Origin of the sequence: Cohnella thermotolerans DSM 17683 (assembly GCF_000429825.1) — a bacterium.
Taxonomy (GTDB): Bacteria; Bacillota; Bacilli; order Paenibacillales; family Paenibacillaceae; genus Cohnella; species Cohnella thermotolerans.
Genome location: NZ_KE386960.1, coordinates 1 through 22539, shown reverse-complemented (window position 1 = coordinate 22539; position 22539 = coordinate 1). Strand labels below are relative to the sequence as shown.

General features: G+C 54.9%; 19 protein-coding genes and 1 pseudogene. 13 read left to right on the top strand and 7 right to left on the bottom strand.

What is annotated here, in order from left to right:
* The first annotated feature begins 76 nt into the window (after positions 1 to 76).
* The 5 genes from G485_RS27675 (at position 77) to cyoE (ending at position 6622) form a co-directional block, all read left to right on the top strand.
* On the top strand, positions 77 to 1678 hold the full coding sequence (locus tag G485_RS27675; protein WP_156922538.1) for a bacteriocin maturation protein: 1602 nt from the start codon (positions 77 to 79) through the stop codon (positions 1676 to 1678).
* Complete coding sequence (locus G485_RS0121405) at positions 1675 to 3603, top strand: TOMM precursor leader peptide-binding protein (protein WP_205620179.1); 1929 nt, start codon at positions 1675 to 1677, stop codon at positions 3601 to 3603. Before G485_RS27675 ends, G485_RS0121405 begins: the two co-directional genes overlap by 4 nt.
* A gap of 134 nt (positions 3604 to 3737) precedes the next feature.
* Positions 3738 to 3848: a sporulation protein YjcZ gene (locus G485_RS31110; RefSeq protein WP_240489235.1), complete on the top strand. Its 111-nt coding sequence runs from the start codon at positions 3738 to 3740 to the stop codon at positions 3846 to 3848.
* A 340-nt stretch (positions 3849 to 4188) separates the two neighbouring features.
* Positions 4189 to 4872 (top strand): hypothetical protein, encoded by a 684-nt coding sequence (locus G485_RS0121395; protein ID WP_027094213.1) that lies wholly within the window; start codon positions 4189 to 4191, stop codon positions 4870 to 4872.
* 820 nt (positions 4873 to 5692) lie between these two features.
* The gene (gene cyoE / locus G485_RS0121380) at positions 5693 to 6622 is read left to right on the top strand and encodes a heme o synthase (protein WP_027094211.1); all 930 of its coding nucleotides are present in this window, start codon (positions 5693 to 5695) and stop codon (positions 6620 to 6622) included.
* Between the two features lie 74 nt (positions 6623 to 6696).
* On the opposite strand, the pseudogene G485_RS27670 reads toward cyoE, so the two are convergent.
* A pseudogene (locus G485_RS27670) lies at positions 6697 to 7033 on the bottom strand (YmaF family protein).
* A 158-nt stretch (positions 7034 to 7191) separates the two neighbouring features.
* Here G485_RS27670 and G485_RS0121370 point away from each other — a divergent pair.
* Positions 7192 to 7713: a TetR/AcrR family transcriptional regulator gene (locus tag G485_RS0121370; RefSeq protein ID WP_027094210.1), complete on the top strand. Its 522-nt coding sequence runs from the start codon at positions 7192 to 7194 to the stop codon at positions 7711 to 7713.
* A gap of 404 nt (positions 7714 to 8117) precedes the next feature.
* On the opposite strand, the gene G485_RS0121365 is transcribed toward G485_RS0121370, so the two are convergent.
* Together G485_RS0121365 and G485_RS27665 are read right to left on the bottom strand one after the other, a co-directional pair.
* Positions 8118 to 8456, bottom strand: coding sequence for a P-II family nitrogen regulator (locus G485_RS0121365; RefSeq protein WP_027094209.1), 339 nt, complete (start codon positions 8454 to 8456; stop codon positions 8118 to 8120).
* A gap of 4 nt (positions 8457 to 8460) precedes the next feature.
* On the bottom strand, positions 8461 to 9882 hold the full coding sequence (locus tag G485_RS27665) for an ammonium transporter (RefSeq protein WP_156922537.1): 1422 nt from the start codon (positions 9880 to 9882) through the stop codon (positions 8461 to 8463).
* 281 nt (positions 9883 to 10163) lie between these two features.
* Here G485_RS27665 and G485_RS0121355 point away from each other — a divergent pair, with 281 nt between their 5' ends.
* The 3 genes from G485_RS0121355 (at position 10164) to G485_RS0121345 (ending at position 13420) form a co-directional block, all read left to right on the top strand.
* Positions 10164 to 12107 carry a primary-amine oxidase gene (locus tag G485_RS0121355; RefSeq protein WP_027094208.1) on the top strand — a complete coding sequence of 648 codons (1944 nt, stop codon included), beginning with the start codon at positions 10164 to 10166 and terminating at the stop codon, positions 12105 to 12107.
* 12 nt (positions 12108 to 12119) lie between these two features.
* Positions 12120 to 12479 (top strand): hypothetical protein, encoded by a 360-nt coding sequence (locus G485_RS0121350; protein WP_027094207.1) that lies wholly within the window; start codon positions 12120 to 12122, stop codon positions 12477 to 12479.
* Between the two features lie 161 nt (positions 12480 to 12640).
* On the top strand, positions 12641 to 13420 hold the full coding sequence (locus tag G485_RS0121345; RefSeq protein WP_027094206.1) for an IclR family transcriptional regulator: 780 nt from the start codon (positions 12641 to 12643) through the stop codon (positions 13418 to 13420).
* A 475-nt stretch (positions 13421 to 13895) separates the two neighbouring features.
* On the opposite strand, the gene arsC is transcribed toward G485_RS0121345, so the two are convergent.
* The 4 genes from arsC to G485_RS0121320 all read right to left on the bottom strand — a co-directional run bounded on the left by arsC (position 13896) and on the right by G485_RS0121320 (position 17189).
* Positions 13896 to 14321 carry an arsenate reductase (thioredoxin) gene (gene arsC / locus G485_RS0121335; protein ID WP_027094204.1) on the bottom strand — a complete coding sequence of 142 codons (426 nt, stop codon included), beginning with the start codon at positions 14319 to 14321 and terminating at the stop codon, positions 13896 to 13898.
* Between the two features lie 35 nt (positions 14322 to 14356).
* On the bottom strand, positions 14357 to 15649 hold the full coding sequence (locus tag G485_RS0121330) for an arsenic transporter (protein ID WP_027094203.1): 1293 nt from the start codon (positions 15647 to 15649) through the stop codon (positions 14357 to 14359).
* Between the two features lie 12 nt (positions 15650 to 15661).
* The gene (locus G485_RS0121325) at positions 15662 to 15988 is read right to left on the bottom strand and encodes an ArsR/SmtB family transcription factor (RefSeq protein WP_027094202.1); all 327 of its coding nucleotides are present in this window, start codon (positions 15986 to 15988) and stop codon (positions 15662 to 15664) included.
* 460 nt (positions 15989 to 16448) lie between these two features.
* A complete protein-coding gene (locus G485_RS0121320) occupies positions 16449 to 17189 on the bottom strand; it encodes an arginase family protein (RefSeq protein ID WP_027094201.1) in 741 nt (246 codons plus the stop codon).
* 245 nt (positions 17190 to 17434) lie between these two features.
* Between G485_RS0121320 and G485_RS0121310 the strand changes: the two genes are divergently transcribed.
* The 4 genes from G485_RS0121310 (at position 17435) to G485_RS29535 (ending at position 22453) form a co-directional block, all read left to right on the top strand.
* Entirely contained in the window at positions 17435 to 18133 is a 699-nt protein-coding gene (locus G485_RS0121310) for a CAP domain-containing protein (protein ID WP_084423439.1), read from the top strand.
* A 337-nt stretch (positions 18134 to 18470) separates the two neighbouring features.
* Positions 18471 to 19952, top strand: a complete 1482-nt coding sequence (locus tag G485_RS0121305) for an Lsa family ABC-F type ribosomal protection protein (RefSeq protein WP_027094198.1) — start codon at positions 18471 to 18473, stop codon at positions 19950 to 19952.
* A 168-nt stretch (positions 19953 to 20120) separates the two neighbouring features.
* Positions 20121 to 21674 (top strand): malate:quinone oxidoreductase, encoded by a 1554-nt coding sequence (locus G485_RS0121300; RefSeq protein WP_276203373.1) that lies wholly within the window; start codon positions 20121 to 20123, stop codon positions 21672 to 21674.
* A 293-nt stretch (positions 21675 to 21967) separates the two neighbouring features.
* Complete coding sequence (locus tag G485_RS29535; RefSeq protein WP_084423438.1) at positions 21968 to 22453, top strand: glycoside hydrolase family 32 protein; 486 nt, start codon at positions 21968 to 21970, stop codon at positions 22451 to 22453.
* The last annotated feature ends 86 nt before the right edge of the window (positions 22454 to 22539 follow it).

The following is a 22539-nucleotide window of genomic DNA, read 5'->3' as shown; positions in this document are numbered from 1 at the left end:
TATTCCAAGGCGGGGATCCATCTCACCAAAATGGGCGAATACACATAACGTAATCCATGACTTGAATAGAAAAGGCGTGGATAACGAAGTGGAGATGCGGCTGGAGACAAACGGCGAACGGTCGCGGGCGAAGCCGTCGCCGGAACGAACGTCGGCCGGCGCTTGGAGCGATTCCGCAGTCCTTGCGATCGGGTCGGGACCTTTGTTGATTGCGTTGGGAGAGTCCCTGCTGCAAGCCGGTTTTGCGAATTGCCGCTTGGCGATCGACGGTATGGAACCGACGGACCGAACGCGATTGGGCCGATTGGCGCAGGAAGCCCGGAGAATGGGCTTCGCGTTTGATTGGGAGGACATCCGGGTGCGCAGGGAAGATATTGAACGTTGGCGGGAAACCGTACGCCCGTATGAAGCGATTGTTTATGTGTCCCGCTCCGGGGATGCCGAGGCGCTGCGGACACTCGAAGCGGCATGCCGGCACGAGAACAAAACGCTGCTGCCGGCGATCGTCGCGGGAACCGCGGGTTTGGCCGGACCGTTGATCGAGCCCGGAACCGAGGGCGGCTGGGAATCGGCTTGGCGTCAAGTGCATGAGAGCGCGCTCGGGAGCGAACGGCTGCCGCATCGGCTTACCGTCGACGAGGCCTCGCTGCTTGCGAATGCGATCGCTCTGGAATTGGCGAAGGCGATCGGGGGAACGGAACAACCGATGCTGCGCCACGCGTTGTTTGTTCTGGACCTGGCATCCTGCATAGGCGGCATCCATCCGGTTCGGCCGCACCTTCCGGCGAGCGGCTTCCCGGGGATCGAACGGATCGATCCCCTGCAGCCGATGCTGGAGGCGAACCCGCCCGCACTCGACCCGCTGCGGCTGCTTGCCCGCTTCGAAGAGCTGACTTCGGCGGTGACGGGCATTTTTCACATCTGGGAGGAAGGCGATTTAAAGCAGCTGCCTCTCGCGTTGTGCCGAGTTCAGCCGGTCGACCCGCGATCGGAAGGACCGGCCAGGCTGCTTCCGGACATGGTCTGCCCCGCGTTCACCCACTCGGAGGCGCGAAGGGACGCGGGGCTGGCCGGCATCGAAGCTTACGCTGCGCGAATGTCGGATCGGCTCGCCGAATGGCCGCCGGACGCGATCGTCGGGATTGGAGCCGGAGAAACCTATGTCGAGGCCATATGCCGCGGGTTGCAGAAAGCTTTGAACGGCGAGCTTGAACGCAAGGTCGCCGAGGGCATCCCCCGGCCAGGCCAAGCGCCGGCACTGCCGCTCCTGGATTTGCGCTCCGCATATTACTGGCGGGCGCTCCTTGCGATGCGAGAAAGCGCGACGATCGCAACGGCGGAGAAGGAGCTGTTCGGCTTCCCTGTCGCGCAGGTCGTCTGCGGCGGCGACCGGTTCGTCGGCACGGGCTTGAATGCGACGCTAGCCATGCGCCAAGCGCTGCTTCGAGCGCTGCTGCATGGGCAGCTCGGCGCGAACGAGCGTACGCTTGGTGCGCCTCCGATCGATTTTTACGAATTGGAGGAGGCGTCCCTTGCCGAGCTTCTCGGGTCCGCTGTATCCGCGCTGGAGTGCAACCGGATGCGTCTTGGCGTCTTCGAATGGCCGCTGGCGTTGTGGGGCGATAAGCGGCCAATCCGGGTGGTCGTCACCATGCTGCAAGGGGTGGAGGAGCCGTGAAGCCGTGCGTGGTCATTGCCGGAGCGAATCCGGTGGCGGACATGATGCGGGACGCGTTGGCGGATCGCTGTGCGATCGTTCGCCGAACCGACATCGGGGGCATGGAGCTGCCGGGAGCGGATCTGGCCGTCGTAGCGGCGGAGGACGACGGATCCTACGATCATTCGGCGGTTGAACAATGGATGCGGCAGGCGGGCATTCCTTGGATTCGCATCCTTCTGTCCGCCGAAGAAGCCTGGATCGGTCCGCTGGTCCGCCCGAACGAACCCGGGTGCTCGCTGTGCGCCGATACCCGGCGGTTTACGGCGAAGTTCTCTTTCGGGCCGAAGGAACCGCGGCCCGAACGGAGCCGGGGGCAAGGCGTCCTCTCCCGGCTCGCGCTATGGCACGTCGCCCGATTGGCGGCGGTGGAGATCGAAAAGACGCTGCAAGCCAGAGACCCCCGCACGGCCGAACATATGTACAACATCCGGTTGGATACGCTGAGCAGCTCGCTTCATTTCATTTTGCCGGACCCGATGTGTCCGATCTGCGGCGAGCGTCCCGAGGACACGGCGGAGAAGGCCCGCATCGTTTTGCAGCCGAGGCCCAAAGCTCATCGGCATCGTTACCGGCTTCGTCCGATCGACGGCTGGACGGATACGTTGCGGAAGCATTATTACGACGAACGAACCGGCCTGATCAACGAACGGTACCGCGATTTGGCTTCGCCGTTCGCTTCCGTCAGCGTCCACCTGCCGTCTTTCGTCTGGGGAAGCGAAGTGGCGGGAGGGAGAACCCTTTCCTTCGCGGCGAGCGAGGCGGCCGCCATTCTGGAAGGCGTGGAACGGCGCTGCGGCCAGGCGCCGTTGGGCAAGCGAACCTTCGTCTTCGGCAGCTACAACGAGCTTGCCGATGCGGCGCTCGATCCCGCCCGGACAGGGCTGCATGCGCATGAAGCGTACGACAGTCCCGGCTTCCCGTTCGAGCCGTACGATCCCGATGCTCCGATCGACTGGGTCTGGGGATATTCCTTCCTGCGGGAGCGGCCGATTCTCGTTCCGCAGCAGCTCGCCTATTATGGCACAAACTACGGGGACGCTTTCGTACAGGAGGGCTCCAACGGCTGCGCTTTGGGCGGATGTCCGGAGGAAGCCATCTTGTACGGGATGCTGGAAGTGGTCGAGCGCGACGCGTTCCTGCTGACCTGGTACGCTCGGCTGCCCGTACCCCGCCTGGACCCCGCTTCCGCGAACGATGCGGAATTGACGCTCATGATCGAAAGGCTTCGGGCGGTTGCCGGCTACGAGGCGCAGCTTTACAACATGACGACGGAAAACGGAATTCCATGCGTTCTGGCGCTGGCTAAAACCGTAAGGCCGGGGAGGATGAACCTTCTCTGCGCTGCAGCGGCGCATCCTCATCCGGCAAGCGCGGCCAAGAGCGCCCTTCACGAGCTGTCCGCCATGGCGGAAGGGCTGCAGATGAGGTTCGAGTCGAATCGGGAAAAGCTGCGGGCTATGCTCCACGATCCGTCGCTCGTGACGGAGATGGAGCATCATGCGCTGCTCTACGGCTTGCCGGAAGCGGAGGAGCGGCTGCGGTTCCTTCTCGATTCGGACCGTCCGATGCGCACGTTCGGAGAATCGTTCAAGCGCACGGTCCCGCATCCGGATCTGACCGAAGACTTGAAGGAGGCGATCGAGACATTTCGCCGGCTCGGATTGGACGTCATCGTCGTCGATCAAACTTCGCCCGAGGCGGCACGGAACGGACTGCACTGCGTGAAAGTATTCATACCGGGCATGCTGCCGATGACGTTCGGGCATGCGTTCGTCCGCCTGACCGGGCTGGAGCGGGTGCTGCGAATTCCCGCCGAACTCGGATACGCGAACGGTCCGCTCGATCCGAAGGAGCTCAACCCGCATCCGCATCCTTTTCCGTGAAGAGGGCCGGCCCATCTAGACAGGAGCGGAACGTGAGCGGATCTGTGTGTTTGTACAGTCAGATCAAGTCCCTATGCCATATGTTAGAAGGGTGATGACGAATCACACAACATCAAGATCAGGTGGTGATACAAATGGGTTTTCCTGTTGCCGGTTCGTGTGGGGGCTTCGGCGGAGTAACTGCATTCGTTCTGGTTCTGTTCATTTTGCTGGTCATTATCCTGGCTGCCGGAACGTTCATCTAATCGATCGCATATGACCGAGACAACCGGGGCGCTCTCGCTCCGGTTGTTTTACATAAGCGGCTGGGGACGAACTTCCCTTTACAATATTCCGGCTTCGAATTTGGCGAACCTGTTAACCGCCTTGTTCGGACGATTTCCTCTTGCTCCCTCCTTGTCGTACGAGCCTCATCTTCTTCATATCCTATAATCCGACCGGATACGGCTTGTCCGCTGGAAAAAGAACGGCGCTAACCCGAAGGGCCCCCGTCATTTGCAGCAGTTTACTCGGCTAGTTCCCACCTTGAAGAGAACAATAAAGATGGGCCTGCCGATGGCCACAACTAGACGGGAGGTATCGTCCTTGAAATTGGTGCCGTTAAAGCTTGCATGCGTCTTGGGGGTGTCGGCCGTCCTGTTCACCGGTTGCTCCGGCAACAATTACGGTGTGAAGACGAAGAACGCGAATCGCGGGTATGTCATACACCAAAGCTCCGCTTACCGTTCCGATGCCACCGGCTTAACCCGGATGGGAGTGGGAACGAACGGCGGCATGTCCCGTACGTTCGGCGCTGCCGGAACGACCGGAAGCCGCACCTCCGGTTCCTACAGCATCACTTCCCGCCATGCGGATCCCACACGCGGAACGGCGGGAACGTCCAGCCTGAATTCCAATTCCCATATTCTTCAACTGGGGAACTGGATGCGAATTGTCGGATCTTCGGACGGAGCCGGGGCGAACGGGAAGAGCCGGCTGCAAGGGAATCGGACCGCACGCGCTTCGGGAGCAGGAACGACGGCCGGCAGCAGACGCGGCATCGAGTCGTTTAACGAGCACAGCGCTGACCAAGTCGTCTTGCTGACCGTCACCGATCCAAAAGCCATTAAGGCCATCGACCGCGTCAATCTTGCGCTGTCTTCCCGCTCCGGGCTTCGCGCGAAATCGGATACGTTAGTCAAGGATTTGGCTTATATTCTGCAGAAAGCTTCCGAAACCCGGAACGCATCCGGAATGTCGAGAGGCACGTCCGTTTCCGGGCGTCGATAAGGAGAACAACAGATGAAGTTCGTTCTCAAATGATCGTTAACGGCATTATGGTCGTCTCTTTGCTGATGCACTGCGGAGAAGTCGCCTTCATGCCAGCGTTGGCCAAGGCGGCGGCCCAAGCGAGCTGCTGCGTACAAACGGAAGGAGCAGAAGGGAATCATCTGCTCCTTTCCTCTGTTCGTTCGGTATCTCCGGCAGAACGTTTTGTTCGAGCTATTGCCAGATCCTTCCCGGATCGGATGGGCTCGCAGCTATTCTTCGCTTGAAATGCCTGCATGAACCGGACCTAATATTGGTTATCATGAATGGATTAAATGGGGACAACGACACGGATCTCATTTCGGCTATTTGGACAAGCTGGTTTTGATTCCGTCAGATGGTGCAATCGCCGCGTTATCGTCCTGATCTGGCTGATGCAAGGCGCCTGGCTCGGCAGTGGCCGTATCGAACGATGCAATAAAAAGAGGCTCGGACGGATAAGCCCGAACCTCTTTTTATTTTCTATCAAAGCCGGAACCGGCCGATGAAGCCGCACAATACGCCAAGGATCATGACGGATGCGGATGACCGCGTCACCCTTGTCAAGGTCGGAACGGTGGAGGAAGCGTTCAGACGAATTGTAGAAATTGTGAACGAGCATACTAGCCATATAAAGATAAACAAGCGGTGAGGCGACGTCCAGGGAACAGTGCCGTGCAATTTCAAAGAATTTGCCACAGGATTTTGACAGAATGATGATTGTTTTCGCCGAAACGTAAAAAAGCCGCCCCTTTTTGGTAGGATAGAGAGTAGATAGCGGAAGGGGAGGCTTGTTGGATTCATGAGCACGATAAATCAAAATCGACTCGAGACGGGCTATGACTTGTCGTCCGTTTCGTTCTCGAAGATGTTGTTCGACACGATCAAGATCGGCATTGTCAAATCGAATCTGATCGCGATGTTTGCGGGTCTCAGCATGGCACTGCTTGTTCATCATATCCCGTTCTTCGACAAGATCGGAAGCATTGTTCTGGCTTTGATCGGTGCGACGCTGGTCATCGGATCGGCCGGGGCGTTCAATAACGTGTACGACCGGGATATCGACGTCATGATGGAACGTACGAAGAAACGGCCGACCGTAACCGGGCAGGTGAGCGTAAGGAAAGGGCTGGCCATCGGGTTCGGGATGGCGATTGCCGGGTTGGCCGCTCTGTACTGGGCTTCGCCGCTGGCCGCCTTTTTCGGCTTTCTCGGCTTGTTCCTCTACGTCGTTCCTTATACGATGTGGACCAAGCGCCGGACGGTCTTCAATACGGAAGTCGGAAGCCTGTCGGGAGCGACGCCCCCGCTGATCGGGTGGGCGGCCATCTCATCCGATATGACGCACCCCGGCATTGCTGCATTGTTCATCTTGATGCTCCTCTGGCAAATGCCGCATTTCTATGCGATCGCGATTCGCCGGGTGGAGGATTATCGGAAGGCGAACGTTCCGATGCTGCCTGTGGTGAAGGGGATCCGCAGAACGTATTTGCAGACGAACGTGTACCTAGCGGCGTTGTTCGTATCCAGCTTTCTGTTCTGGAGCTTTAGTCCGTTTATTGCCGTTACGGCCGCCGTTCTCAGCCTGGGCTGGTTCATTCTGAGCATCGTCAGCTACCGCCGCAACCCATCGAACGGCTGGGCGAAAACGATGTTTGTTTTCTCGCTGAACCATATTACCATTCTGTTGTTTATCATTGTCGGGTATTCCCTCATCAAGCCATTATTTTGAGCGGATGAACGAAAGAGCGATCTCTCTCCCCGGAGAAGGTCGCTCTTCTTGTCGTTCATGATTCATGCCGCTCGTTATCGGGTCCCGGGGGCCGGCATATCCACCCCTTGCACCCGGTGATTGTGCCCGTCGTCCGTCGTTGTGTAGAAATCGTAGTAATGAACGTGCATGCCGTTGCCGATGGGAATCGCCGGACCGGAGAAGGCTTTGTAAGCGTGCTGATGCCCATTTTCAAACAGAACATAGCCTTCCGTGTAGTGAATATGCCCTCCGTCCGGCGTCGGAATCGGGGGGGGACGTGACATCGAGGCACTGATGGACGTGGCCGTGCGATACGGACGTGTAATCGACGGACCCGTGATTATGTTCCGGGACGAAGCCTTCGACGAACGAATTTTTAACGATCGCCATGCGATCCACCCGCTTAACGTTTTTGTGCCCATTATATTCGGAGCTTCCCTGTCCTTATCACCGAATGTTTCCGTTGCCGGGCATGCCGCCGAATTGCTTCGTCATTCTTTTTCCTTTACAATTGATGAATCACTAACGTATGAAAGGGGCGCTATCCGATGGCAAAAATCGAGTCGGTCTCGGTGAATCGGAAATTGGACATCATATCGGCGGCGATCGAGGTATTTGCGGAGATCGGCTATTTCCGGGCTACGACGGCGCAAGTTGCGGAACGGGCCAAGATTTCCCAGCCGTATATATTCCGCTTTTTCCCAACCAAAGAAGCGCTGCTTTTGACGGCATTGGAAGTATCCTGGACGCGGGTGAACGATTCCTTCCGCAAGGTCGTGGCGTCGGCGTCGCCGGAACAGCTGGAGAGCGGCCTGATCCAGGCTTACGAAGAGATTCTGGCCTCCCACCAGAATGAAATTCTGCTTCAGATGCAGGCTCAGACGATTCGGGAAGATTCGATCCGGGAAGCGATGCGCCAAGGATTCGGGGAAGTCCGCCGGATCGTACTGGACGCCTTCCGCGCGGCTGGTATTCCGAATGCCGAGGAACGGACAATGCTCTTCCTCGCGAGAGGGATGCTGTGCAACGTTTCGGTAGCGCTGGACATGCCCGAATTGAAGGACATATGAGAAGTTTAAGAATGGTGATTGACTAATCAATAACGCCATGATACATTGATTTCAAGTTAGTAATTGATCAATCACTTCCTGGGGGGGACAAGCAACGAAGCATCCGGTGTTCCTCAGCTATCCGAGAAAAGAAGCCTTTGCGGCATCGTAACACATGGCGATCGCCGGCGATGCGGCAGACACCGTTCCTCGCCTCGATGCGAGGAACGGTTGGAAGCCGAGAAGGGTGCAATGGCGCGTATTTGAAGGAACAGGCCAGAAAACGGAATGAAGGAAGACCGTTGCTGATCGAGAGGAGAACGGTCTTTTTTTGATGGCTTGCAAACCCGAGAACCTTTGTGCCGGGCGAATCACCCGGCAGTCCGGCGATGCCCGCACACGGGCGTCTTTTTTATGGGTCTAAGTCACAACACGCTGTCGCCGCGCTCGCCGGTGCGGATCCGGACGGCGTCCACCACGTCGGTCACAAAAATTTTGCCGTCGCCCACTTCTCCGGTCCGGGCGGCGTCCATGACCGCCTCGATCGCTTGCTCGTATCTGTCGTCGCTGACGGCCGTTTCGATTTTGTTTTTCATAATAAAATCCGTTTGATATTCCACGCCCCGGTAGATCGTCCGGACGCCTTTTTGCGTACCCTGACCGCGTACGTCGCTGATCGTCATGCCGTTGATGCCGATCTCGTGGAGCGCCGCCGTTACGCTGCTCAGCTTCTCCGGACGGATAATGATCGTCAGCAGCTTCATCGGGTCAGACTCCCTTCATCCCGGCATGGACGGCCATGGCGCCGGTTGCGGCGAAGGGGCTCTGAGGCGCGGGCGCCATCTCGCTGTTCATGCCTTCGAACGTGTTGTAGGCATTCTCGCCGTGCAGGCTGATATCCAGCCCGGACATCTCTTGTTCTTCGGTAACCCGCAGCGGAGCGAACAGGCTGATGACCTTGAGAATGACGAAGGTGCCGATCGCGGCGAGAAGAACGGCGACAAGAACGTCGATCGCTTGTGTGGCGACTTGCCCGGGATTGCCGTACAGGAGGCCGTTCGCACCGGCGGGATTCACTTCCTTGCTGGCGAAGATGCCGGTCGCGATCGCTCCCCATATCCCCCCGATCCCGTGAACGCCGAACACGTCCAAGGTGTCGTCGTATTGCAGCTTCGCCTTCAGCACGTTCAGCGCCCAGTAGCAGACGACGCTGGCCAGGCCGCCGATGGCGACGGAGGACAGAACGGAGACGTAGCCCGCCGCCGGCGTGATGGCGACAAGGCCGGCGATGCCGCCGGTGGCCCCTCCGACAAGCGTCGGTTTCTTGCGGAGCGCCCATTCGATGAAGATCCATACGAGGCCGCCCGCAGAACCCGCAATTTGCGTCGTGGCGAACGCTACGGAGGCGAGTCCGCCGGAAGCGAGCGCACTGCCGGCATTGAAGCCGAACCATCCGAACCACAGGAACATGGCGCCGATGAGGAAGAAGACGAGGTTGTGCGGCGGAAGCGTCTTATGAGGGAAGGAGCGGCGCTTTCCGACCACGAGGGCGGCTGTGAGCGCGCTGACGCCGGACAAAATATGGACGACCGTGCCTCCCGCAAAGTCCAGGCCTCCGAGCTTGGACAGCCAACCGCCGCCCCACGTCCAGAAGGCCATCGGAGCGTAAACGATCGTTACCCAGAGAATCGAGAACACGATCCAGACCGAGAAGCGGATTCGCTCCACGACGCCGCCGGAGATGATCGCCGTCGTGATGGCGGCGAACAGCCCCTGATAGATGGCAAAGATGAGATGCGGAATCGTAAGGCCGTCCTTCGCTTCGGGCCCGACGTGCTGGAAGCCGAGAAAATCGAAGCCGCCGAAGATTCCCCCTACACCGGGACCGAAGGCAAAGCTATATCCCCACAGCATCCATACCAGCGTCACGACGACGAAGGAGCTTAAGCTGTACATGACCGTCGACAGAATGTTCCGTTGACCGACCAGCCCGCCGTAGAACAACGCCAAACCCGGCATGAACATAAACATGACCAGTGCGGACGAAACCAGGAGCCAGGTGGTGTCCCCCGTATCGACCGCAGCGTTCTCCCCTTCCGCGAAAGCGGAAAGGGGAAAAGCCGCGAAACAAAAGAGGAAGAAGGATGTAATGAAGACGAGCCATTTCTTACGACGAAACCGCATAAGCATTCCTCCCAATTTAATGTCATGTTCTTTAACACGATTATTACTGGGAAGTCCGCGTTGCCAAACGGCCTCATCTCACTATTCGAGAAAAAATGAAGATTTTGTGAAAATGGTGTTCCGTTCGCGGTACGGAGCGCCATGGGCATCCCGAATAGTGGGATGAACGACAAAAAAATGCCTCGCTTCCCGCTATTCGGGATAGCGAACTTTTGAGCTGCCGTTTTCCTGAATATGATTGTCACATAAGTTGACATTCAAAAACTTACCGAAATGAGGGAAACGAAATGGCGCAATTGACGGTTGAGCTTGGCAACCACCCCTTGGAGCCGCTGAGCAAAGAGGAGATTTTGGCGGCGGTAAGCGTGGTAAAGAAGCAGAGACGGCTGGGCGGGAACGACCGCTTCGTATCCGTCATGCTGAAGGAGCCGAAAAAGGAGGTGGTGCTTGCTTTCGACGGGACGAAGCCCTTCGAGCGGGAAGCGTTTCTCATCGTGCTTAACAGCAAGGACAATGCGACCTACGAAGCGGTCGTCTCGCTGAACCGAATGCAAGTCGTCTCGTGGAAGCACATTCCCGGCGTGCAGCCGATGATCATGCTGGACGAGCAAGTCGAATGCGAAGCGGCGGTGAAGGCCAGCCCGTTGTTCCTTGATGCGCTCGAACGGCTTGGCATCGATTCGCCGGAGCTCGTCATGGTCGACCTATGGTCGGCCGGCAACTGGGGCGCGGAAGAGGATGCGACGATTCGGCTCGCGCGTCCGCTCTGCTTCCTCCGCAGCGACGAGAAGGACAACGGGTATGCGCGCCCGCTGCCGCTCGTCCCGATCGTGGATTTAAACAAGATGGAAGTGCTGCGGGTGGAAGAGTACGAGTATACGAAGATCCCGATGCAGGAAGCGAACTATACGCCGGATCGCGTCGGGCCGCTGCGTACCGGCATCAGGCCGATTGAAATTACGCAGCCGGAAGGGCCGAGCTTCGCGATTAACGGCCACGAGGTGGAATGGCAAAACTGGAAGTTCCGCATCGGCTTTAACGCCAGGGAAGGGCTGACGATTCATACGGTGACGTACAGGGATCAGGGGCGCGACCGTCCCGTCCTCTACCGCGCGGCTCTCTCGGAGATGGTCGTTCCGTACGGAGACCCGGGACCGATTCAGAACCGCAAGAACGCCTTCGACAGCGGGGAATACGGGATCGGCCAACTGGCCAACAGCCTGGAGCTCGGCTGCGATTGCGTCGGCTACATCCAATATTTCGACGGGATCATGACCGACAGCAAAGGCGAGCTCATGACGATCAAGAACGCCATATGCATGCACGAAGAGGATTACGGCATTCTCTGGAAGCATACCGATTGGAGGACCAATGATGTCGAGGTGAGACGTTCTCGTCGGTTGGTCGTCTCGTCCATCTCGACGGTGGCCAATTACGAATACGGCTTCTTCTGGTATTTCTACCAGGACGGCAGCATTCAGTTCGAAGTGAAGTTGACGGGCATTCTGTCCACGGCCGGCCTGCATCCGGGCGAGACGCCGAAATACGGCACGATGATCGGTCCGGATCTGTACGCGCCGAACCATCAGCATTTTTTCAACGTGCGCATGGATATGCAAATTGACGGGAATGAAAACTCCGTTTACGAAGTAAACGTAGTAGCGGAGGAACCGGGGGAACAGAATCCGCGCGACAACGGATTTTACGCGAAATCCACGCTGTTGGAGACGGAGCGGCAAGCCGTGCGGGACATAAAGCTGGAGACGGCCCGTTACTGGAAGATCGTCAACGACAATGTCAAGAACGATTACGGACAATCGGTCGGGTACAAAATCGTGACTGGGGAGAACTGCTTTCCATTCGCCTCGCCCAACTCGAGTCTGATCAAGCGTGCCGGGTTTATTCGGCATCATTTGTGGGTGACGCCGTATAACGAGAACGAAATGTACGCCGCCGGCAACTATCCGAACCAGCATATCGGCGGCGACGGGCTGTCCGCGTGGGTCGAGCAGGACCGGCCGGTCAAAAATACGGACATCGTCGTCTGGTATACGATGGGGCATACGCATGTTCCGCGTCCGGAGGACTGGCCGGTCATGCCCGCCGCCTACATCGGCTTCATGCTCAAACCGGTCGGCTTCTTCAACCGGAGCCCGGCGATCGACCTTCCTCCGATGCCCAAGAAACACGCTTGCAGCAGCGCGATGAAAGCGAACGGCTGCCAAAGCTAAAGGAGTGAGTCTGTGAAGTGGCGGAAGATCCGGTATTTGGGTAAAGAGACGAAGTATTCGGCTCTATCGGTTCTATCCTTTACGGGCATCATCCTTCTGCATCTCGTTCACTGGCTGGCGGCCCCGGTGCTGATGGGGGCGGCTGCCCAAATGCAGATGCATCATCACGGCATGGGGGGAAGCGGATCGTCTCTCTTGCAGCTGCTTTTGCCGGCGCTCGTGATCGTTAACCTGTTCGGCACTTATTTTGCGGTAAGGCAGCTGTGGTTGGCGTGGAAAAACCGGCGCAGCAGCACCCACCGGACTTATTGGTGCAGCCTCGTTTCGCTTGGCGTCTTGGGGATGGGGATCTATACGGTTGTCTCGTTTTAATTCATACGAAGCCGGCGCGTCAATGCCGGCTTTTCGTTTTTCGGGATCGATCGAAGAACTTTTGAACGTTTTCCCAATATGCGAGAAATTCAAATTGTGTTCCGTTATTTTTGTGGTACATTTATGTTATGAAAAGTGACTTTTCCGTGGGGTGAGCTCTCATGTCCGGAGTCATTTCGAAAGCCATCTGCATATTGGATATTCTCGTCCCGCAAGGGAGCGAGAAGGAAATGAGCGTCACTGAAATCAGCAGAGAGCTGGATATGCCGGTTCAAAGCGTTCATCGAATTCTGGTCTCGTTATCGAGGCACGGCTTCGTGGCGCAGAACAACAAGAACAAGAAGTACAAGCTCGGTTTGTCCGTGATGAAGTACGGATTTCTCATGTGGGACAGCCTCATGCTCCGTTCGGTCTCGAGGCCGTTCATGGAAGAGCTGTGCCAGAAAACGAACGAAACCGTCTATTTGGCCACGAGGGAGAACGAGGAGGGCGTCTACATCGACAGCATCGATTCTCCCCAAATTTTGAAAATTTCCGAACCGATCGGCTTGAGGCTTCCTTTGTTCATTGGCGCTTCCAACCGCGTCATCCTCGCTTATTTGCCCCAAAAAACGAGAGACAAAATATTGTCCAACGTGGACTGGTCTTCCATTCCTTCCTTAAAGCCGCTGTCGCGGGAATACATTGAGGCGGAGATCGTCACGATCCGCGAGCAGGGCTATGCGATGACCACCGGGGAGGCTACCGCCGGCACGACCGGCATCGGGGCCCCGATCTTCTCTTATGAGAATACGGTAATCGGCTCCTTGAACTGTGCCGGTCCCACGCTCCGATTCACCCCGCAAAATGTCGAGCGGTACAGCTACTACGTGAAGAAGTATGCGGATCTCATTTCCAAAGAGCTCGGCTATCGGAACCGCTACCGGGTCAAAAATGGCTAAATGCATCGGATAGGGCTTGTTGGAACATACCGGACTTCCCGATCGGTTGGGGGTATATTGGGGTTGGTATCTCTTGAAATGCCATTCGTGGATGCCGCCGATCACGAGATCTCAAGCGGAACAAAGGGGGTTGACGAAGCAACGGATCGTATCCCGTTACTTGGAGGAGCTCGACCGCGTGCAGCTTAACGGATACTACTTGAACAAGAAGTGGAACGATGCTCGGCAACGGATCAACGAAGATATTCATAACATGATAGCAAAGGGATCCGACGTCGCACAAACGCTTCGGTCCTGGACGAGATATACGCAATGATGAGCATGGCTTTCGCGAGGTCGGTCGGCGGGTCAAGGTCGGCAAAAGGAATGGCGTCTGGCGAGACGTCCTGTTTATGGAGAGACAAAGCGAAGTTGTAGGGGTAAATTAGGAACAAGAAGTTCCTTACGCATGCCGCGGGAGGAACTTCTTGTTGTCTTATTTCCCTTGTTGAACGAACGCTTCGATTCGCGCTTTGATGGCGTCCCGTACGTTACGGAATTGCGCCATGATCTCGTCTTCGGTGCCGGTTGCCTTCGCCGGGTCATCAAAGCCCCAGTGCCATTTGATGACGTTAGGATTTTGGATGACTGGGCAATGCTCGTCCGCATGTCCGCAAAGCGTTATGACATACGTTGCCCGGTTCAAAATGTCCGGATTGATGACGTCTGAAGTGTTGCCGCTAATGTCAACGCCGGCTTCCTTCATCACTTGAACGGCGCGAGGATGGAGTCCGTGCGCTTCGAGCCCTGCGCTTTTCACCTCGTATTTATCCCCTCCTAGCGCGTTCAGAAAGCCGTCTGCCATTTGGCTGCGGCAGGAATTGCCCGTACACAAGAAATAGACAAGCGGTTTGTCGCTCATTTTCAATGACCCCTTTTATGAGAATTTGATTGATTTTAACCGACTGCTTTAAGCCACAAATAGAGCCCGGACAGGGTGATGAGCAATACGGGAACGGTAAGGACGATTCCCGTTTTGAAATAGGCTCCCCAGGAGATTTTAACGCCCTTGCCGGACAGAACGTGCAACCATAGCAGGGTGGCCAGCGAGCCGATCGGCGTCATTTTTGGCCCTAAGTCGGAGCCGATCACGTTCGCATAAACGAATGCTTCCCGCATCATGCCTGTTGGGTTCGTTCCGTCGATGGCCAGGGCGTTGATCATGACTGTGGGCATGTTGTTCATGATGGAGGAGAGGATCGCCGCAATGAACCCGGAACCGACCGTTGCAACGAACAGCCCTTGGTCGCCTGCCCACTTAAAGACATGTCCAAGTTCATCCGTCAGCCCCACGTTTCTAAGCCCATATACAACGACATACATCCCGATGGAGAAGACGACGACAGCCCATGGCGCCCCTTTGACGAGCTTCCAGGTACGGATCTCCCGGCTCTGTCTCGCCAGAAGCAGGAAGACGATCGCGGCTGCGCCGGCGATGATGGAGACCGGAATCTCGATCCATTCGCTCGTCAGATAAGCGATAAGGAGAACAGCCAAGATAATCCATGAGATCTTGAACAAGCGCCGATCCTTGATGGCGTCGACCGGTTTCTTCAAATGCTCCAAATTGTATCGATTCGGAATGCGTGGGCGGTAGAACAGGTACAGGACAAGCAAGCTGGCGGCGACCGAGAAGAGCGTCGGCACGATCATTCGGCTCGCATATTCCGCGAACCCGATCCCGAAGAAATCGGACGAGACGATATTGACCAGATTGCTTACGACGAGCGGAAGCGATGCCGTATCGGATATAAATCCGCTCGCCATAACGAAGGGGAGAATCATCCGCTCGTCAAATCGGAGAGCCCGTACCATGGCGAGGACGATCGGCGTCAGGATGAGAGCGGCACCGTCGTTGGCGAAGAAGAAGGCAACCGCGGCTCCCAGCAGAACGACGTAGACGAACATGAGGTTGCCGTTGCCTCGGGCGGAACGGGCCATATGAAGCGCGGCCCATTCGAAGAAACCGATCTCATCCAGGATAAGGGAGATCAGAATCACCGCTACAAACGCAATCGTGGCATTCCAAACGATCTGCGTAACGTTCCATACATCGTGGAAATCGACAACGCCGCAAACCAGCGCCAGGATCGCGCCACCGCAAGCGGACCAGCCGATGTTCAGTCCTTTCGGCTGCCAAATGACAAAGATCAGGGTGATGAGGAAAATAACAGATGCAAGTACAACCATAGGACCTCCAAATTAACAGCAGCTATTCGGTTTCAGCGCCTCAATCCGTTCTTTCATGGAGGGAAGACGGTTCAAGATGTCGTTTAAATACGGCTTATCGTTCACGTTTAACGAATAGTAAATCCATTGGCTGCGCCGGGTTTCGTTCACGATTCCGCCGTTCTTCAGCTTCTTCAGATGCTGGCTGATATTCGGCTGCGTCGTCTCCAGGATGTCCACAATATCGCAGACGCACATCTCGCGCTCCTTCAGCAAAGCGATAATCGTTAATCGAGTCTTGTCGGAGAGCAGCTTCAGGGTTTCCGCCATTTCGACGATGGATGCTTCGGCGACCACCATCCTATCACCCCCTTTGGAATCAGACGGCGCAAGTTCATTGTATAATCAAACACTTATATTATCAATCACTTATATAATTGTTGGAACCGCGGCGGAAGCGGCTCAAGAGAACACTTCTCCTATAAATTTGTCGTTTCGCCAGCGCTGCCGGACGACCTGTCGGGAATCGAGCTTGTTTTCAGTGAGTATAAGCGCCCTTTCCGGGTTGAACCGACCGGTGTTGAAATTGTCATTCGCCCAGGCGGGTAAACGAGCTTCATCGGAGGAAAAAGTCCCTGATTGCGGAAGGGATCCAACCCGGCGAGGAGGCGCTGTCCGCGCTTACCGAGCAGGATATCCGCGAGCTGCTGGCCATAGTGTGAAAGTCAAGACCATCGTCCGCAGGCGGACCGCTTACTTTGTTGCCCAGTGCACAAAAGCCATGCAGCGCTTCTAAAAGGAGCCGAAGAGAAAGCCTAATTTACAGCACAGCTTCCAGTATAGCCAGGTTCGCTTGCTCGTTCAGGCGGATCCCTTCGGAATATCTCCATACGTCGGCTGGGGGAACCCTTAGCTCGCCGCAGACGTCGATGCCGATAATGTTTTTGTTCTCGACAAGCGAGTGCAGCGCCATAATCAGCTGCTTCAGACGCATCTTGCCTTGATCCCAATTGGTCACGGCATCCGCTTCATCCAGAACATCCTTGTCGATGCTAATATAAATATCGTTGGCGACAAGCGAAGACAACAATTGCTCGGGGTGTTCCAAATCCGGCAGCCATACCATTTTGGAGCGGATGCTGGGGTTATCGGGCAAGGAGCCCGTGTGAACCCCCACCCAAACGACTTGCTGTAATTGTGGAAGACGCGTCAGGGCTTCGGCTACCCATGATCCGCACGTCAACAGCCCCGGCAGATTGTCTGATCGTTTGGCATCGGTGTGATTGTCAAACAAGACTAAGCTGAACGGGCGATCGATCTCGCTGAGGAAGGCATAGGAGACGTAATGATAGTTGCCGCTGCCGATATAGGTGATGCCGTTAGCCTTGCGGGCGGACAACCTGCGGCGGATTTCCGCCAGCGCTTCTTGTGTGCAGAACAAATTCGTGGATGGGATGTTCGACAGTTCAATCCATTCGTCGGCTCTGTCGGCCAGTTGGGGTTGTTGCATATACAAATGATCAAAGTTCAGCACCGTTACGTCATGATGAAGAAGCCCCATGATCCATCATCTCCTTGTTGCGAAAAGGACGTCCATGTTCATTCATGATTAGTAGCTTATGAGTGCTGTCAAATATAAGAATACCACACGATCCTCCGTTTTTCACCAAACCGCATTTAGATGACAAGCTGCAGTAAATTTTGCGCTTCGTCTGGCGTGGAATCGATCCCCGCCATCTTCAAGAATAACGCGATGGCGAACACGCCGTTGAAGGCGTGTTTTTTTGCGTATATGGGGAATTCTACATGGGTGTGGCCCTTTCCGCCATAACCGTGGCTTTGAAGATTGGAGAAGATCATATGGTCAAAAAATGGATCGTTATGGCAGCACTGCTGTTGGTTGCCGGTTGTTCGAATCATTCTGCCGTGAACGAGAAGCAAATGGTCTCCAAACAGGCTTCCTCGATCTCGACGACGAAGCCGGGCAAGCCGACGCTCAAGATCCGGCAAGCGCCGGACGGTGCTGCGGGTTTGATCGGCGGATTGCTTGGCGATGCGGCGCCGATGCAACCGTCGGCAGCGCCGAACGCGAACCCGCCGCAGACCGCCGGCCCGTCTTCCAGCCTAACCGGCAATCCGTCCGATGCCGCACAGCAAGTGTTGGGCTTGGTGAATCAAGAACGATCGAAAGCAGGGTTGAGTCCCCTGAGCCTGAATGCGCAGCTCTCGAACGTCGCCATGATCAAAGCGAAGGACATGTCCGACAACCGATACTTTTCTCATCAATCTCCGACCTATGGTTCTCCGTTCGATCTCATGAAGGCCAACGGGATCGCCTACAACGTTGCGGGCGAGAACATCGCCCAAGGCCAGACGAGTGCGGATGAAGTGATGAGCCAATGGATGAACAGTCCGGGTCATCGCGCCAACATTCTGAACGGCAGCTACACACAGATCGGCATTGCGAAATACAACGACGAGTGGGTACAAGAGTTTATCGGCTAGAGCTTGCCGGGTTCGGACGGGCAGACGGCTTGTTCGTCCGAGCTCGGGGAGAAGAGAGGCAGGTTGAAATTCAACAAGGGGCATGGTATTATACTTACAACTTAACGATTGGAGCTGAAAAGATGGATTTTTCTTGCTAATGATAAAACAAGCTTAGCGAATGATTTTCGCCTGTTTTATTGTTGTTTAGCAAGAAAGTTACTTCCTCTTTTCACTCAAATAGCAGATCCTCGTCTAACTCCCGCAGCGGGTTGGATCGGTTGCGCTGAATTTATTTGAGCTACAAGAAAGTAACTTTCTTGTAGCTTTTATATTTTTCCAGCGGGAGGATCGCTTCATGTCATTAATAAACGTGACCAATCTGACGTTTGCCTATGAGGGCAGTTACGATAACGTATTCGAGAACGTAAGTTTTCAAATCGATACTGATTGGAAATTAGGATTTACGGGAAGAAACGGCAGAGGGAAGACCACCTTTCTCAACTTGCTGCTCGGCAAATACGAATACAGCGGCAAAATATCCGCTACCGTGCAATTTGAATATTTCCCTTTCCATGTCCGGGACAAGGAAAACAATACCCTCGATGTCGTGAGCGACATTTATCCGGATTATCAGCACTGGGAGCTTATGCGTGAACTTTCCTTGTTGAAGGTATCGGAGGACGTCTTGTATCGCCCCTTCGATTCTTTGTCCAACGGTGAACAGACGAAAGTGCTGCTGGCCGCCTTATTTCTTAAGGAGAACAGCTTCCTGTTGATCGATGAACCCACCAATCATCTGGACATGAAGGCAAGGATACTGGTCAGCGACTATCTGAAATCCAAAAGCGGGTTTATCCTGGTGTCTCACGACAGAGCTTTTCTCGATAACTGCGTAGACCACATCCTCTCCATCAATAAGACGAACATTGAGATTCAGAAGGGCAATTTCTCCGATTGGTGGGAAAATAAGCAGCGGCAGGATCAATTCGAGCTTGCGGAGAACGAGAAGCTAAGAAAAGATATCAAACGCTTGTCGGAAGCCGCGAAGCGAACGAGCGACTGGTCGCACGAGGTCGAGAAAACGAAAAACGGCACCCGAAATTCCGGCTCCAAGGTAGATAAAGGGTATGTCGGCCACAAGGCCGCCAAAATGATGAAACGCTCCAAATCCATGGAGCAGAGGCAGCAGTCCGCCTTGGAAGAGAAGTCCAAGCTTCTTAAAAATATCGAAAACTCCGAAAGTTTGAAGATCTCGCAGCTCACTTATCATAAAAGCCGGCTTGTCGAACTGGAGAATGTCTCGATCTTCTATGGCGAGAAGGCGGCTTGCCGGGATATCGGCTTCACGATCGAGCAAGGAGAGCGGATTGCGCTGCTGGGGAGGAACGGCTCGGGTAAATCAAGCATCATCAAACTCATCTGCGGCGAGAATATCGACTATACGGGCACCTTCCGCATAGGAAGCCAGCTTAAAATATCCTATGTCTCCCAGGATACGTCTCATTTGCAGGGCAATTTAACGGACTTCGCTCGAAGCCACGGGATCGACGAGAGTCTTTTTAAAGCGATTTTAAGAAAGCTGGATTTTTCCAGAGTCCAATTTGAGAAGGATATTTCAACGTTCAGCGGCGGCCAGAAGAAGAAAGTGCTGATTGCCAAAAGCCTCTGCGAGAAAGCTCATTTGCATATTTGGGATGAACCGCTTAACTTTATCGATGTGATCTCCCGCATGCAAATTGAAGAGCTGCTGCTCGAATACTCGCCAACCCTTCTTTTTGTGGAACACGACAGTGAATTTTGCAAAAACATAGCGACGAAGATTGTGGAGCTCGAATAGAGGATGGGGTCGAAAGGATGCCTTTCGTAGAAGAGTAAAAGAAAATGATCGCGAATATAGTAAATTAATAATATATCGTGATATACACTATGTTATAATTGATTCAGAAATGTTGTGTGACTAGGTCGCGCCCTGGCTTGCTGCAGCGCCTAAGAAGGAGCGGCCTGCATCCTTTCTGCAAATCTTAGGGTAAGGACGGTAAAAATGAGCAACGGACAAGCGAAAACAGACGTTATCTTAATTGGTGCCGGAATCATGAGTGCAACATTGGGGTCATTGCTAAAGGAATTAGCGCCCGACTGGGAAATTACAGTGTTCGAGAGGCGCGCCAACGCAGGAGAGGAAAGCTCTAACGAATGGAATAACGCGGGAACGGGGCATTCCGCATTGTGCGAACTGAACTACACCGTCGAGAAAGCGGACGGATCCATAGATATCAGCAAAGCTGTCAAAGTCAATGAAGAGTTTCAGGTGTCAAGGCAGTTTTGGTCTTATCTTGTAAACAGCAATCTGATCCGGAATCCGCGGGACTTTATCGTGCCGGTGCCTCATATGAGTTTCGTACAAGGGGAACGGGATGTCGCATTTTTGAAGAAGCGTTTCGAAGCGCTGTCCGGCAACCCCCTGTTTCAAGGGATGGAATTTTCCGATGACCCGGGAAAACTGAGGGAATGGATTCCGCTCATGATGAAGGACCGGACATTGAATAAACCTATAGCGGCAACGAGAATCGAATCCGGAACGGACGTCAACTTTGGCGCTTTAACGCGTATGCTGTTCGCCCACTTAAAGAGCAAGAACGTCGATCTCAAATTCAATCATCAAGTGGATGATATTAAACGGGCCGGCGACGGCTCGTGGGAATTGAAAGTGCGGAACGTCAACAGCGGAACCGTCGAACGCCATAAGGCCAAATTCGTCTTTATCGGCGGCGGCGGAGGAAGCCTGCATTTGCTGCAGAAATCCGGCATTCCCGAAGGGAAAGGGATTGGAGGATTTCCGGTAAGCGGGCTATTTATGGTGTGTCAAAACCCGGATATTGTCGCGCAGCACCATGCGAAAGTATACGGCAAAGCTTCGGTCGGCGCTCCTCCAATGTCTGTTCCGCATCTGGATACGCGGTTTATCGACAATAAAGAATCGCTGTTGTTCGGACCGTTTGCCGGCTTCTCGCCAAAGTTTCTCAAATTCGGTTCCATGCTTGATTTGTTAACTTCGGTCAAACCGCATAATCTCGTAACGATGTTGGCCGCAGGCGTAAAAAACGCTTCGTTGACAACATATTTGATCAAGCAAGTGATGTTATCGAAGGAAAAGCGCATGGAAGAATTGCGGAAATTTGTTCCGAACGCCAAGAGCGAGGATTGGGACTTGCTGGTAGCGGGCCAGCGCGTGCAAATTATTAAAGATACGGCTGCCGGCAAAGGAACGCTTCAATTCGGTACGGAAGTGATCAGTGCCGCCGACGGCTCGATCGCCGCATTGCTCGGCGCTTCTCCAGGCGCCTCTACCGCCGTTTCCGTCATGCTTGAGGTCATAAGAAGATGCTTCCCGCAACATTTAAAAGCGTGGGAGCCGAAAATCAAAGAAATGATTCCTTCTTATGGCGTATCCTTGTTGAAAAACCCGGAGCTGATCCGCGAGATTCATACTTCAACGGCGCGGACGCTTGGTCTGAGCGAAAGCTTGCCGCTGCAGACAGCAAGCCGAACCGTCTCCTAAATCATATATGATCCGTTGTCATCGAAAAAACCGTTTCTCGAAAAAACGAGAGACGGTTTTTTTAGTTTCAAGTAAGTCGGACGGACGAATTGACGCAGGCGCTGGATCGATATATGATGGCAGCAGTTAACAATCCCGGACCGACCATCGCAGAGGTTAAGTTCGTCGCGATGAACGTGCTCGCAAGCTTGAACACCGGATCCAAGAACATGAGGCAGCGCTTGACCCCGACTTTAATATTCATGTATGTATGAACAAGCTGAACTTCGCGGGTTTTCAAAGGAGGAAGGGAAATGGACCGCTATAGACCGAGGTATCACTTTACGCCGCTGCGCAATTGGATGAACGACCCCAACGGACCTTTTCAAAGGGATGGAGAATATCATCTGTTCTATCAGCACAATCCCTCGGGGACCGAATGGGGGGACATACACTGGGGACACGCAACAAGTCTTGATCTGGTGAATTGGAAGCGCTTGCCCGTTGCACTCGCCCCTTCACGGGAACTCGGGGAGCTCCATTGTTATTCGGGCTGTTCGGTCGTGAACGGCGATGAGGTAACGTTGTTTTATACGAGCATCGGCGAAGGCGAACGGAATGCGACGACCGGAGCGCAGCAGTGGACCGCCAAAGGGAACGATTTGCGAACCTGGCGCAAGCCGGCCGTCAATCCGATCTTGACGGTGGACATCCATGGGGATCTTCGAATCACGGAATGGCGGGACCCTTACGTCTGGAGAGATCAAGAGGAATGGAAAATGCTGCTCGGAGGTACTTAGGGCTTGCTGAACGAACAAAAAATCCTTATTCCACAAGGGATTTGAGCTACTTTTGTCGAATTTATCTGCAAGGAAAACATAGAAAA